Origin of the sequence: Brevibacillus panacihumi (assembly GCF_003710985.1) — a bacterium.
Lineage (GTDB): Bacteria > Bacillota > Bacilli > Brevibacillales > Brevibacillaceae > Brevibacillus > Brevibacillus panacihumi.
This window is the reverse complement of record NZ_RHHT01000011.1, coordinates 74,237-88,249: the sequence shown is the minus strand read 5'-3', so window position 1 is coordinate 88,249 and position 14,013 is coordinate 74,237. Positions and strand designations below refer to the sequence as shown.

10 protein-coding genes are annotated in these 14,013 nt (G+C 49.8%); 2 read left to right on the top strand and 8 right to left on the bottom strand.

Going from position 1 to position 14,013, the window contains the following annotated elements:
- Positions 1-58: 58 nt before the first annotated feature.
- The gene (locus EDM58_RS07030) at positions 59-1,768 is read right to left on the bottom strand and encodes a methyl-accepting chemotaxis protein (protein WP_183187441.1); all 1,710 of its coding nucleotides are present in this window, start codon (positions 1,766-1,768) and stop codon (positions 59-61) included.
- A gap of 256 nt (positions 1,769-2,024) precedes the next feature.
- Between EDM58_RS07030 and EDM58_RS07025 the strand changes: the two genes are divergently transcribed.
- Positions 2,025-4,187: a polysaccharide deacetylase family protein gene (locus EDM58_RS07025; protein WP_122912696.1), complete on the top strand. Its 2,163-nt coding sequence runs from the start codon at positions 2,025-2,027 to the stop codon at positions 4,185-4,187.
- A gap of 3 nt (positions 4,188-4,190) precedes the next feature.
- Here the strand turns inward: EDM58_RS07025 and EDM58_RS07020 are convergent, their stop codons facing one another.
- From EDM58_RS07020 to EDM58_RS07000, 5 genes are all read right to left on the bottom strand, one after another.
- The gene (locus tag EDM58_RS07020; protein WP_122912790.1) at positions 4,191-7,481 is read right to left on the bottom strand and encodes a DEAD/DEAH box helicase; all 3,291 of its coding nucleotides are present in this window, start codon (positions 7,479-7,481) and stop codon (positions 4,191-4,193) included.
- A gap of 147 nt (positions 7,482-7,628) precedes the next feature.
- Positions 7,629-8,651, bottom strand: a complete 1,023-nt coding sequence (locus tag EDM58_RS07015; protein ID WP_122912789.1) for an ABC transporter ATP-binding protein — start codon at positions 8,649-8,651, stop codon at positions 7,629-7,631.
- Positions 8,652-8,668: 17 nt separating this feature from the next.
- Positions 8,669-9,721: an oligopeptide ABC transporter permease gene (gene opp3C, locus EDM58_RS07010; RefSeq protein ID WP_425455604.1), complete on the bottom strand. Its 1,053-nt coding sequence runs from the start codon at positions 9,719-9,721 to the stop codon at positions 8,669-8,671.
- Positions 9,722-9,729: 8 nt separating this feature from the next.
- Positions 9,730-10,662, bottom strand: coding sequence for an ABC transporter permease (locus EDM58_RS07005; protein WP_023554251.1), 933 nt, complete (start codon positions 10,660-10,662; stop codon positions 9,730-9,732).
- 92 nt (positions 10,663-10,754) lie between these two features.
- Complete coding sequence (locus tag EDM58_RS07000) at positions 10,755-12,422, bottom strand: peptide ABC transporter substrate-binding protein (protein ID WP_122912695.1); 1,668 nt, start codon at positions 12,420-12,422, stop codon at positions 10,755-10,757.
- Between the two features lie 165 nt (positions 12,423-12,587).
- Here EDM58_RS07000 and EDM58_RS06995 point away from each other — a divergent pair, with 165 nt between their 5' ends.
- On the top strand, positions 12,588-12,938 hold the full coding sequence (locus EDM58_RS06995; RefSeq protein WP_183187440.1) for a DUF3899 domain-containing protein: 351 nt from the start codon (positions 12,588-12,590) through the stop codon (positions 12,936-12,938).
- A 44-nt stretch (positions 12,939-12,982) separates the two neighbouring features.
- Here EDM58_RS06995 and EDM58_RS06990 read toward each other — a convergent pair whose 3' ends face one another.
- Both EDM58_RS06990 and EDM58_RS06985 read right to left on the bottom strand, forming a co-directional pair.
- Positions 12,983-13,741: a LamB/YcsF family protein gene (locus EDM58_RS06990; RefSeq protein ID WP_122912693.1), complete on the bottom strand. Its 759-nt coding sequence runs from the start codon at positions 13,739-13,741 to the stop codon at positions 12,983-12,985.
- A gap of 13 nt (positions 13,742-13,754) precedes the next feature.
- Positions 13,755-14,000: an acetyl-CoA carboxylase gene (locus EDM58_RS06985; protein ID WP_122912692.1), complete on the bottom strand. Its 246-nt coding sequence runs from the start codon at positions 13,998-14,000 to the stop codon at positions 13,755-13,757.
- Positions 14,001-14,013 lie beyond the last annotated feature (13 nt).

Below are 14,013 nucleotides of genomic sequence, written 5' to 3'. Positions count from 1 at the left end.
CCAAAGCAAAACAGCAAGACCACGACATCACGGGTCTTGCTGCTTCTTGGTGAAAATATTACGAAGTTCGAAAACGCGTAATCTGCTGCTTCATGTCATCGGCCAACGCAGCCAGATTTTGTACCGAAGAGGTAATCTCTTCTGACGTAGCCAATTGTTCTTCGGAGGCTGTGGAGCTTTCTTGGGAAAGCTGCAGCACTTGATCAGAAATGCTTGTAACTTCTTCAATTCCCGCCGCTACCTGTCTGCTGAAGTCGCGAATTTCTTCTACCGATTCATTGACTTCTCGCACTTGGTTGGTGACGTTGTCGATAGCGGCTTCAATAGCAGCGAATGCTTGCTCAGCTTGTTCCGTATACGTCAAGCCCTCCTGAACCAGCATGTTGCCATTTTCCATCGCGCCTACCGCCTGAATCGTCCCCTGCTGAATCAGGCTGGTCATTTCGATGACCTGCTCCGCAGACTTGCGTGATTCCTCAGCCAGCTTTCGGACCTCCTCCGCGACGACAGCAAATCCGCGCCCATGTTCTCCGGCACGTGCCGCTTCAATCGCAGCATTCAAGGCCAACAGGTTGGTTTGCTCTGAAATCGCGGTGATGAGTGAGACAATATCGGTGATTTGCTTGGAACGCTCGTCCAAAGAGCGAATCAGTGCCGTCGTTTCCTCCGTTGAGGTATGGATCGCATTCATCTGGGACAGGACGTTGTGAATGGATACTGCCCCTTGCTGCGTCATTTTCGTTGCGCTTTCCGTTGCACTCAGCATGCTTTCGCTCGATAGCGAGATATGATCGACTTCCTCGGCGATTTCCTCGACCTTGAGAGCCGTTGCCTTGAAGGTTTCCAACTGCTTCTCTGCTCCGATCGCATTTTTTTGCGAAAGGTCTGCGACTCGCGCAGCGGACTCCGCGCTTTGCTCGGTCGATGCTGACAATTCCTCCGTAGAAGCCGCGATATATTCACTGGATTCCGATACCTGGACCAGGATCTTTCGTAAGTCATCAACCATTTGGTTCATGGAGTCAACCAAAACGCCAATTTCATCGCGATTCCGCACTCGAATCGGTTCGAGGGAGAAATCTCCTTCCGCCAACTTTTTCATCGACTCGCTTACTTGGATCACCGGTTTGGAAATAATACGCCCGATCCATACGCTGATCGCCAGTCCCATTACGAGCGCAATAAGCGTGGCAACGACCAGCATCGTGATGATAAAGTTCGTGGTTTCCTTCGCTTTGTTCTGGTCCTTCTCCATAACAGATTTGGCGATATTGAGAATATTATCTGCCTGTTCGTGAAAAATCGATCCTGCACTGCTGATCGTGGAGTTTTGGAATTGGATCTTGGCCAGCTCGGGATTTTGCTGGTTCATATCGATCAGATCTCGCATGAGGCTGTGATACTTGTCATAGGCCATGGTAAGATCCGCGATCTGCTCTTTGGCCTCCTCGTTTGGTGCTGTCCCTGTAAACTCATCCAGTGCCGTTTGAAAGATCATTTCAGATGCTTCATAGAGAGATACGTAGGAAGAATCTCCTGTCAAGAGAAAACCTCGCAGTGCATTTTCCTGCACAATCATTTCCTTTTTCAGCAATTGAACATTTTCAATGACAAGCGAATGCCGCTGCAACAAATTGCTGTAGGTCCAATCCACGTTTTTTATCTGTACCATGGCGATCCAGGATACGATGGTAAACAATAGCAAAACCGATAAGAAGCCGCTGACAATTTTTTTCGCAATGGTAAATTTGAATACCGCCTTCTTCATGTGCAACATAAACTCCTATCCCCGAATAATTGATAGATCTCTGTATGAGTGATCCGGCAACATGCCGGAGCTTGACTTTCCTGTTATCACCACACTCTCTCGCGTCTAAACAGATCCTTTTCAAGAAAGTGAAAATTACCTGTTTCATAAACTAATTCCCTTCTAAAAATTTTATAAACATTTAGCGGAAAAAAATGCCGAACCCGTATATAATTAGAAAGGTTTTGCATTCCAACACGTTAGGTGATTCGATTCTATGATAAAAAAAACGCTGCTCGTCGGATGCTGTATTGCCCTGTTGATTCTCTTTACGATGCAGGAGGCTCCGGCAAAACTGAAAGAACATGCAATTCGCAATCCTTGGTACATCTTTTCCTGGGATGACGATGGAAAAATAATGATTACCGATACCGAGCAATATGAAATCCTGTCGAACATGGACTATGTGGCTGAATACGGAGAAATCTACAACGCGCTTCAGCCCGTATATCCCAAAGGGACCGCAAGTATTATTTTTGATCAACCGCCAAGTCTGTCGGAAGGATCATCCATCGAAATACGTTCGGAATCCTACGCGGGGCGACTGAATAAACCCCTCGTCCACCAAGCGAAGGTGACAAAAGTCGTTGGAAACGAAGTGCAATTTTCACCGCCGCTTGCGATGCAAATAGATCGCAATGTTTTTGTGAAGCAGGAACAGAATCATGTCCAGGGCTGGACCCAAAAGCAGGTGCAAGCATCCAAATCAGATACCGGATGGACGGTCACCGTGATCGGAAAAACCCCTGTTTCGGAAGTGACGACTCAATACCAACTGGAACAAAATAGTCCAATGATCGGTGTCACCGTGAAAACAACCTATCAAAAGGATGTAAAGGTGTTTCGAGAGGCACTGGACCTTACGTTCAAACCGCAAGTGTCAGAGGTGTACCGCAAAAACCGGATAGTTGATACCTGGTGGTTTCAATCTTCCTATTGGCTGGACCGGGAAGGGGTTCGTTTCGGATCAGGCAGCCGATGCGCCTTTTTGTACCATACGCCAGAGGTTTCTTCTCTTGAGCTGAATACTGATAAGAAAGAGCTGCTCATCAATCTGGATCATATGAATGACCACCATTACGTGCAGCAAACACAAGACAATCGGGTGGGAAAGGTACGCCATCCTTCCGAATATCGTGCGACACAAGAGCGAACGAACTCCTTTTCTCTCGTGGTTGGCTATCAGCCCAAGGTCATGCCGCGTTTTATGACCCAGCCTGACGGGTATTTGGCGACACATGTGTGGACCGAGCATGCGGATGAACAGTCCTTGGAGACGAACCGGGCTATCTATTTTGGCTCTGAGAAAATCACTGACGCCTCAAAAGCAGTCGGCGGCTTTGTCAAATACGGGATTCCCGTTACGAAAAGCGTTTTTTATTCCAATCCGTATTACAAACCAGACGAGCGTTCATCGATCGCGATAAAACAAAGGCCGGACTTCTTGTCCTTCCTTGACCAGCTTCATGCGAATGGGAATGAAATCGTGCTGCACACGCTCTATCCTTTCGAGTTCCGGCATTATCAACCTACGACAGCAGAAGCGATGTCATTTATGAAAGATCGCTTCGACAGTGTCACCTGGATTGATCATGGGTACCTGAAATCCAGCTTTGCCTTTAACGGGCTGGACATCAAGACCCCAAACTACCTGGCAAATATGTGGGAAAAATATGACACACGTTATTTCTGGCATTACAGCTCGGAGGATACCGGAAATATCAATACCTCTTTCGATCTGTTTCAGAACCGGCGTGACGATGCCCAGCGCACTCCGTTGTACTGGTCGCACCCGACCGTCACTGGCCCATTCTACACCTGGGCAGCATTGGTTGTGCCAGAAGATACCTTGGATCAGTATACCGGCAAACATTTGTATGATCTGGTGCGCAATCGCGGTGTTTTGATCAACCATACATACCTCGCCAGAATTCCAGCTGGAAAACGAGGTGGCCATTTTATCAGCCTGGACGCAAAAGGAAACTGGGTCATTCACCCCTCTTTTGATAAAGTATTACAAAGAATGGCAACCATGCGCGATCAAGGGGATCTATACCTGACCACCGTTGGGAACATCATGGATTATTGGCTGGATCTCTCTCATGTGCAGATGTCGTACGCACCCAACGGAGCCGTCTATCTAAAAAATGAGAGCGGCCATCCGATCAAAGGCTTGTCGATGGCAGCGCGGAGCAAAGAAGTATATGTGAACGGGAAAAAACCTCTCCAAAGAGAGGCGAATGGCGACTTGGTATTCTGGTTTGACCTTGCCCCCGGGGAGTACGCTGTCATCGCGGATACTCCTGAGGCCAGCCTCTATCAGGCGGATTGGAATCGTCCGATCACACTGCAGTCAAAAGAATGGGAGCAACCGCAATAGCAGTTACTCCAGCTGCAAAATTTCACGAATCTCCTGCTCGGTCAGAGCAGACAAAGCCTCTCCACCTGGTTGAATGACTTCATCAATCAGGTGTTTTTTCTTTTGTTGAAGATCGTACATTTTTTCTTCTACTGTTCCTTGTGTGACCAGTCTGATGACCTGCACGATCTTTTTTTGTCCGATGCGATGGGCCCGATCCGCTGCCTGCTCTTCAACTGCCGGGTTCCACCACAGATCGTACAAGATCACAGTATCGGCACCTGTCAAATTCAGCCCGGTCCCCCCGGCTTTCAAGGAGATCAGGAACAAATCGCGCTCTCCTTCATTGAACCGTTGGCACAGTGGGACACGCTCCCGGACAGGGGTTTGTCCATCCAGATAAAAATAAGGGATTCCCAGCTCGCCCAGTTTTCGCCCGATGATCCCGAGCATCTCGGTGAACTGCGAGAAAACGAGCACGCGTCTGCCTGCTTGACGGCACTCCTCAAGGGTGTCGAGCAATTGCTCGAATTTGGCGGAGCTGCCTGTGTACTCTTCGACAAACAAAGCAGGATGACAACATAGTTGGCGCAAACGGGTCAAGCCCGCCAAAATTTTGATGCGTTTTTTTTGGAATCCTTTCTCCTGCAAATGCTTCAAGGTTTCCTGCTGTAATTTGACCAGGTAGGACAGGTACAGCTTTTTCTGCTCCGGAAGCAGGTCCGAGGTCTGTATGGATTCAATCTTATCGGGAAGCTCCTGAAGAACGTCTCGTTTGACCCGGCGCAGCAAGAAAGGCTTGATGCGTTTGGCGACGATCTCGGGGTGCAGCTCGTTGAATGCTTTTCTACTGGGAAACAGCGCCGGAAACACTGCATCATAGATCGACCAAAGCTCCTCCAACCTGTTCTCGATCGGGGTCCCCGTCAAAGCAAAGCGGTATTCCGCCTGGATCTGCTTTACTGCATGAGCCGTCTGCGTGGCATGGTTTTTAAACGCTTGTGCCTCGTCAAGGATCAGTGTGTGATAACGGGCTTTTGCAAAATGGTCGTGATCACGGCGAACGAGCGGATATGAGGTAATGAATACATCGGCCTCTCCCATCTCCCGGTATCGCTTGTCGCGCTCCTCCTTTGTTCCATCTGCAACTACTGCCCTGACCTGTGGTGCGAATTTCTTCAACTCATGGTACCAGTTATACACCACGGAAGCAGGCGCTACGATCAGGGCAGGAAGCTTCTGCTCCCGAATTTCCGGCAAGACAGAGACGAGGAATGCGATACTTTGCAATGTCTTGCCCAATCCCATATCGTCGGCCAGAATCCCGCCGAAACCATAATGAGCCAGTGTTTTCATCCATTGAAAACCGTACCGCTGATAATCACGCAACACGTGCTGTAACGAATCCGGCAAGGGAAAATCCAGATTGTCCGGATTGCGCATGTTTTCCAACAGCTTGCGGAATGACCTTCCCAACTGAACAGTGCGTCCTTGATGATCGGCATCCAGGAAGCGCATTCCCCGAATCAGTGGCACACGCACCTCGCTGCCTTTCAAATCGGCTTGACGAATGCTCATTGCATCGAGAAAGCGGCCGATTTCCTGAAATTCTTCTCCCTCCAACGGCAGCAAGGAGCCATTGGGAAGACGATAGTATCTGCGCTTTTCCTCGACAGAATGTAGGAGCTGGCGGATTTCAGATTCGGGAATACCGGCAAATTCAAATTGCACGTCCAGCCAATTGGTTCGTTCCTTCAGCTCCACCTTGACCTTTGCGCCAACTTGCCCTGGATGAAGCCTGGTTTTGACCGCAGATGTGGCATACACTTGAACAAGCTTCTCCAACCTCGGCACGACGTGGTATAGAAAATGATATTCGGCTTCCTCATTCTCCAAAAAATAACCGGCCTCTGTTTGGGTAAACATGCTATTTTGCATGATCTCCAGGATCTGCCTCTCTTTTTCGACGTCGCGGATCAGGATTTGTGCATGGGGTTGCGCTTGTCCGTCTTCCTCCAACGGATTGATCATGACCTGCCCGTAATGAAATTCCAAGCCGGCCAGCAAGCGGTCCCGTATTCTATCCAAATAGAGCTTCGCCTGCAACGGCGTTTTCACGATTCGGTCGGAAATCGCAGGCGCGATCTGTACTTCTCCCAGCTTCATCAAGCTCGGTACAACCTGCTCGATAAATGGGGAGAGCTGCGCGGGTTCGATCACGATACTTTCGGCGTTTGCTTTTTCCATGATCTGTTTCAGCTTGAAGAGACGCTTGCAGGGCTCACTTCCGAGTTTGTATAATGTCCCCTCGTACTGCGCCATGCCGTAAGCCTCTAGGATCGTCAAGCTGTCCAAACCCTTTACGGTCATTTGGTACTCTAGTTGTCTACCGTTCTCATCCTGCGTGAACGCAAAAGCAAGTGGCAAATTCCCTTCCGCCAGCTCGATGCCATGGTACTCCTGATCTCCCTGGATCCATTTCACCAGCGGGGCTTTCTGCAGTGCTGACAGCATCCGTTCCCAAAAAACAGGCGGAATCAACAGAATGCGCTCTGCGTTGCGAGCGCCTGCGTAACCCATCTGGGAAGTGCTGTTGATTGCTTCCCGATACATGGTCTCATGCTGATAGATTTCGAGGAGTAATTGTATCACTGCCTCATTATCAGGTTCAAAGCAGTGTTCCTGGGGATCGAACGTGAAGTGCTTGGTAAAGACGAAAGCTTCCTTGCGGGCGAGCCTGCTTAGAAAGTCACGCATTTTCTGGACAATATAAAGCCTTTTGCCGCCTAGCCTCATTTCGATGCCGAAAAGAATTTGCCGATAGCCATATGGGTATGGCCGGACAGTGAATTCCACCTCAAGGGCTTCGCGTGTATCAAAGCGTACCCTCCCGATCTGCCTTGCCGATTCGTCCTTTCCTGGTCCCTGAAACAGATCCAGCATGCTTTTGGCTGCATGCAGTCTCAAACCGTCTCGTCCGCCCTGCGCAGCTGTCGTGCTCAGGTAAGGACGGAGCAGAGTACCGTGTTCCAACCGTTCGTGCAGGTGAATCAGAACTGCTGCAATGTGCTGGCAATACTGATCATAGGAAGATAGAGAGGGACAAGTGCATGACGCTTCCATGCTCCGATCCTGAGCGAATTCAATGGATAAAGCAAAATCCTCCCTGCCGCTGACTACCGCTTCATACACTCCGTAGTCGTGATCGATGTGCGTGATCCCCACTTTTCGCTCCCGGACGTATGCCTCACCCTTTTCGTATGCCAATCTGCCGCATAATTGCCGAATCTCTTGTCGTGTAAGATGAAAAGCCATCGTCGGTTCCTTTCTTTCATCAATCGATTTTCCGGTCAGTCCGTCCTTCATTTCACCATCATACCAGATGAAACGAAAAAAAACTCTTTTGAGTCATCTGTTCCCCATAAAGGAATCGGACCCAAAAGAGTGTTTGGTTTTATTCTTTCATGATAAAGATCCTTGCATCTGAAATGTCTCTCTCGCCTTCAAAGAGCGCTGATCCTGCAGCCAACAGGCGGTACCGTGCTGTTCATTCAAGCTCGTTCTGGGAGGAGCGTGATGATGGCATACCTTCATGACATAAGGACAGCGGGGTGCAAAAGCACAACCGGTACCCAGTCGGCTTACATCAGGTGGCGACCCCGGGATTGGCACCAGAGGTTCCTGTCGATCGGCGTCCAGACGCGGCATGGATTGCAACAATCCCTTGGTATACGGATGCTGCGGATTGGAAAAAATTTCATCCGTCGGACCAATCTCGACGATTTCCCCCGTGTACATGACCGCGACTCGCTGCGCCATATTGGCCACAACACCCAGATCGTGGGTAATGAGAATCATGCCCATCTGCGTCTGCTCCTGCACACTTTTCATCAAATCCAGAATTTGAGCCTGAATCGTGACGTCGAGAGCAGTAGTCGGCTCGTCCGCGATCAAAATATTGGGGCGGCAAGCCAATGCGATGGCGATGACGACGCGCTGTCTCATCCCGCCGGAAAATTGGTGCGGGTAGGCCTCCATACGCTCTTCGGCATTGGGAATGCCCACGAGCTTCAGCATCTCAATCGCTTTTTGACGAGCCTCTGCTTTGGTCAAGGTCTGGTGTTGCACAATTCCTTCCATGATCTGCTGGCCGATCTTCATAGTCGGATTCAGCGAGGTCATCGGATCCTGAAAGACCATGGAAATTTCCTTGCCACGCAAAGACTCGAGTTCTCGTGGTGAAATGGTTGTAATATCCATATTTTGGTAATGGATGCGACCATCTGTAATCCGCGTCGTCTGTTTAGGCAGCAAACGCATCAAGCTTTTGGCCGTCACTGATTTTCCAGACCCCGACTCACCGACGATTGCCAGCGTCTCCCCTTTGTTCAGGGTAAACGATACGCCGCGAACCGCCTGGATCACTCGATCCTGAAGATGAAAAGAGATACGCAAATTTTCAACTGAGAGTATAGTCTCGTTCATCGACATCGATCCCTTTCCTATTTTTTCATTCGTGGGTCGAGAGCATCGCGAAGTCCGTCAGCCAGCAGATTGAAGCTGATCATCAAGACACTGATGATAATACCCGGGAATACGAGTTTATAGGTAAAATAGCGCATCGCCACGTAGCCGTCCTGAATCAGCATCCCCAAGGAAGCGAGCGGCGGCTGCAGCCCCAAGCCAATAAAGCTCAAGAAAGCCTCGAAGAAAATGGCGCTGGGAATGGTAAACATGATCGTGACCAAAATCGGACCGATTGCATTCGGCAGCATGTGCTTGACAATCAGACGGGAATTGGATGCGCCTAATGCCCTGGAGGCCATGACGAATTCCTGAGCCTTGATCTGCAGGATTTGCCCGCGGACGACACGCGCCATGCTGACCCAGCCTGTGACGATCATCGCCAAAACAATCGAGAAAATCCCCGGCTCCAGGATGAGAATGAAGAGAATGATGACGATCAGATTCGGGATCCCCATCAGCACCTCGATAATCCGCTGCATCACCGTGTCAGTCCGGCCGCCGTAGAAAGCTGAAATCCCTCCGTAGGCTACCCCGATGATCAAATCGAGCAAGGCAGCCAAGCTCGCGATCAGCAAGGAAATCTGCGTCCCTTTCCATACGCGCGTCCACAGATCCCGGCCAAATTCATCGGTACCGAACCAGAAGTTCTCTGTCACGCCGCGGACTTCGTATTGGTTGATTCCCTTCGAATCGACTCCATCGAAACCAAGCCACTCAAGCCCAGGAACTTTTGGGGGCAAATTGGAAAAAAGAAGATTCTGCTCGTCGTAGGTACGCCCTGACATCGAAGGACCGGCCAACGCCAGAAAGGTGATCAAGAGGATCATAAACAAAGACAGGACCGCACCTTTGTTCTTCACCAGTCGCTGCCAGGCGTCTTGCCATACAGATTTCATCGGACCGCTGGTTTGCTCTTGCAGACTGGCATCGACCGGCTCCGGGACGAAAAGATCCTCGGGAATTGAATCTGCAGGAAAGAGTGGTGCTGCGGATTGAGGAAGCTGCGAGTTGTTCTTGGTTCGTTCCAGTTCCATGCTCATCCTTTTTGGCTTCCTCCTCGCAAATTGATTCGTGGATCCAGCAAACCGTACAAAATATCGACGATAAACACCATGAAGATAAAGAGAAAGCTGTAAAACAACGTAATCCCCATGATAACGCTGTAATCATTCACGATGACAGAGAGCGAGAATTGCTCCCCAAGACCCGGCACCGAGAAGATTTTTTCAATGACCAGTGTACCCGTCATGATATTGACAGCAAGAGGTCCGAGCATCGTTACAACGGGAATCAACGCATTGCGCAGTACGTGTCGGATGATGACCTTGCGCTGATTCAACCCTTTCGCCTGGGCTGTCATCACGTAATCCTGGTTGATAACGTCCAGCATTTCCGTGCGGATAAAGCGAGCCACAGTGGCGATCACCGTCACCGACAAGGCGAGTGTAGGCAAAATGGTATATTCATAGCCCTTCCATAAAGCAGGAGGCAGGAGGCCCCACTTCAATCCCACGTAGTATTGCAGAAGTGCTGCAAAGATGAACGACGGGATTGACATTCCCAATACGGCCAAAGTCACAGAGGTGTAATCCAGCAAACTATTATGTCGCAGAGCCGATGTCACACCTAGTGCTAATCCTACCAAGGTCCCGACGATCAATGCCTGAAATCCGATCAGCGCCGATGGACCTATTCGCTCCGAGATGACTTCGGTTACGCTTCTCCCCACATACTTGTAAGAGTCGCCCAGGTCACCTTGGACCAAATTGCTCATGTACTTCAGATATTGAATAGCAACGGGCTGATCCAAGCCGTACTTGGCATTCATGTTCGCCAGCTGCTGATCATTCAATCGATCATTGTTAAAGGGCGTACCTGGAAGCATTTTCATCAAAAAAAAGGTCGCGGTCGCGATAACCAATAATGTGACCAGCATATATCCCAACCGTCGCAGCAGATATGCTCCCACTTCGTCCACCTCATCTCATTCCAGCGTCTGTAAAGCTCCCCCACAGGGGGAAAGAGGATGCTTGGCGGCACCCTCTTTTCACATGAAATCATTTATTTCACGATATCGACCCAGAGGTAATTGTTCGTTGGTGCAGTTGGCAGGTACACAAAATCTTTTACGTACTCTTTTTGCAGAATCGCGAGTCCTTCTTGATACATCGGCGCAATCGCCACATCTTCCTCGATCAAGATTTTCTCCAGCTCTACCATTTGTTTGAAACGGCTTTCCAAATCGGTGTTCAGCTTGGCTTGCTGCACCAGCTCATCGTATTTCGGGTTGGAATATTTCATCCGGTTTGCAGAACCGCCCGTCACCCACATGTCGATATACGTCATCGGGTCGGCGTAGTCTGGTCCCCATGTCCCCAGGGAAAGGTCGTAGGTGATCGCTTTCTCAATTTCCAGACGTTGGTTGGAAGGCACGTTTTTCAACTCAAGAGTCAGACCAGGGAGATTTTTCTCCAGTTGATTTTTCAGGTACTCCCCGATTTTCTTCGATCTGTCGGTGTCAGCAGCGTTTACGCCAAGCTTCACCTCGGTTACGCCGGATTCCTTCAGTCCCTGTTCCCACAATTTCTTTGCATCTTCAAGCGAGCCTTGCTGCAAATCGCCGTTGAATTCGCGGAAATCTTTACCCGACGCGTCTGTTGCAAAACGCTTCGGCACGAGGCCGTTCAATGGCGATGAACCATCGTTCAGAATGACATCAGTCAGACCTTTTTTATCCCATGCCATGCTGATCGCTTTGCGAATGTTCTTATTCTTCAGTACAGGATGTTCATGGTTAAAGCGGATGAAATAGATGGTTGGCGTTTCGATAATATGAAAACGAGGGTCATCTTTGAACTGATCCACGTAGGAAGAGTCCAGCTCAATGCGATCAAGTTGACCTGCTTCAAACAAGGTGAGCCTTGCGGGAGCATCTTTGACAACATAGCCATCGATCTGATCGAGCTTTACTTTTCCTGCATCCCAGTAATTCGGGTTTTTCGTATAGGTCCAGCCCTGATCATGCTTCCAATCCGTCAGCATGAACGGACCATTATACAGCATATTGTCGTATTCGAGGCCGTATTTGTCTCCCTTGCTTTCGACGAATTCCTGTTTTTGGGGATAGAACGTTGGGAAGGACAGCAATTGATTCAACAGCGGATTTGGATTTTCCAATGTTACTTCCAACGTACGGTCATCCAATGCTTTTACTCCCAGCTCGTCCGGCTGTTTTTCGCCCTTTTCGATCGCAACCGCGTTTTTCACAGCCAGGGTTTCAAACATGAAGCTGTAGTGGCCGGCTTCTTTAAATACTTTCTTCCAAGAGAATTCAAAATCTTTGGCCGTAACGGGCGAGCCGTCGCTCCATTTCGCATTTTCGCGAATCGTGAAGGTATGGACCAGATTATCTGCACTCACATCATGCTTTTCCGCGATGGCCAGATACGGTTGACCGTTTTGATCACGACGATAGAGCCCATCCATTGTATTGTTCAACACTGTGAAGGAAACCGTCTCGTGGACGTGGGCAGAATCCAGACTCGGAATTTCGTCTGTATTAAAAACCTGCAATACTTTTTTACCGCTGCTTGGCTGTTCTGTCGTCGTTCCACCGTTGTTGTTTGGCTCAGGCGATTGGCTGCTTGACTCACCTGAGTTGAAGTTACAGCCTGTCACCGCCAAGGCTGCCATCAGCGTAAAAGCCAGAAAACTCTTTCTTTTCTTCATGAGTGCCCCCCTACCATCCAGATCTAATATAGACGATATAACCATATATGGATATACTATATAAAGTACAATTTTTCTGAACTCTCAGTCAAGCCTTAATTAAAATTATCCCGCTTCCGAAAGGTATCTAGTCTCATGTGGTCTTCTCTTACAAGAACAGGGTGGATGCTTCTTGCTCTGAGCCCGGTTATCGCATCGTTGATCTATTCTCTCATATTTCCCAGTGATCCCTATTACCTGACCTGGCTCGACGGGCTGACTTATGTCTCCTTGCTGATGCTGATGATTGGCGCCATCCTCCTAGTCCGCAATGGGAGATTCTTCTACGGCTTTATCGATAGCTGCAAGCGTTTTTTGCGTTCCCTGCAAAAAAAGGAAAGCTTTATCCGCGAGCAGGAAGGTCGCCGTGCGGATGCCGTTTATCAACAAAAAACATGGTCTCCCATGCCGTTCTTGCTTGTGGGATTCTTCTATTTTCTCCTCAGTCTTGCTCTATCGATTCTCTCTATTTCCTGACACCCAATAGGCTGACCACGACTTCGGTGGTCAGCCTGCTTGATTCAAGATTTCTTGACGGAGCGAATCTCAATGCCTGCCTCGCGAAATGCGTGGTGGATTGCTTTCGTCAATTCGACCGCTCCGGGGGTGTCTCCGTGGATGCAGATCGTATCGGCACGTACCGTCGCTTCCTTGCCATCCGGCGTCGTCACTTTTCCTTCCTTCACCATGCGCACGACTCGTTTTGCCATCGTCTGCGGATCGGAAATCGTCGGTCCGGAACGCGTCAGGACGATGGAACCATCTTCTGTATGTTCGCGATCGGCGTACACCTCGAGCGCGATCGGGATGCCCATCTTTTCCCCGATCCAGGAGACAGCCGAGCCGTTCAATGCGTACACGATCATTTTCTCGTCGAGCATCGCCAGGCCCTCCAGGAACGCACGGGCGATCTTTTCATCCGCCATCGCCATCATGTACAATGCGCCGTGTGGCTTGCAGTGGTCCAGATCCAATTGATACGCTCGAGCAAATTCTCGCAAGGCCCCCGTCTGGTAGAGGATGTAGTCGCGAATCTCTTCTGCCGAGCAGGTCATATACCTGCGCCCAAAGCCCATCATATCGGGAAAGCCGGGATGAGCGCCGATACTCACCCCGTGCTGGCGAGCGAGCTGGACGGTTTTTCTCATCACGTGCGGATCGCCAGCGTGAAAGCCGCAAGCGATATTGGCGGATGAGATCAGGGCCATCATCTCTTCATCATTGCCCAACTGGTAGTGGCCAAAGCTCTCGCCCATATCACAGTTTAGATCTACGTACATGTCTACCTGCCCCTCACTTGATCAAAGTTACCAATTCCTGGCCTGCGTCAACCAGTTCCTCGTTATTGACCACGAATTGATCTACGATGCCATCCGCCTCCGCCTTGATCTCGTAAAAGTTTTTCATGACTTCGATCAAGCCGATGACGTCACCCTCCTTGACCGACTCTCCAGCCTGCACGAATTCCGGCATATCCGGGCTGGGCCTGCGATAAAAAATGCCCGGCAATGGGGATACAATTGCTGTTTTCTCTGCCATTTTCACACTCTCC

Coding starts and splice junctions, on each gene's coding strand:
- EDM58_RS07015 (WP_122912789.1), bottom strand. CDS start 8,651: ATGAACGAGACTATACTCTCAGTTGAAAATTTGCGTATCTCTTTTCAT.
- EDM58_RS06985 (WP_122912692.1), bottom strand. CDS start 14,000: ATGGCAGAGAAAACAGCAATTGTATCCCCATTGCCGGGCATTTTTTAT.
- EDM58_RS07030 (WP_183187441.1), bottom strand. CDS start 1,768: ATGAAGAAGGCGGTATTCAAATTTACCATTGCGAAAAAAATTGTCAGC.
- EDM58_RS07020 (WP_122912790.1), bottom strand. CDS start 7,481: ATGGCTTTTCATCTTACACGACAAGAGATTCGGCAATTATGCGGCAGA.
- EDM58_RS07025 (WP_122912696.1), top strand. CDS start 2,025: ATGATAAAAAAAACGCTGCTCGTCGGATGCTGTATTGCCCTGTTGATT.
- EDM58_RS06995 (WP_183187440.1), top strand. CDS start 12,588: ATGCTTCTTGCTCTGAGCCCGGTTATCGCATCGTTGATCTATTCTCTC.
- EDM58_RS07000 (WP_122912695.1), bottom strand. CDS start 12,422: ATGAAGAAAAGAAAGAGTTTTCTGGCTTTTACGCTGATGGCAGCCTTG.
- EDM58_RS06990 (WP_122912693.1), bottom strand. CDS start 13,741: ATGTACGTAGATCTAAACTGTGATATGGGCGAGAGCTTTGGCCACTAC.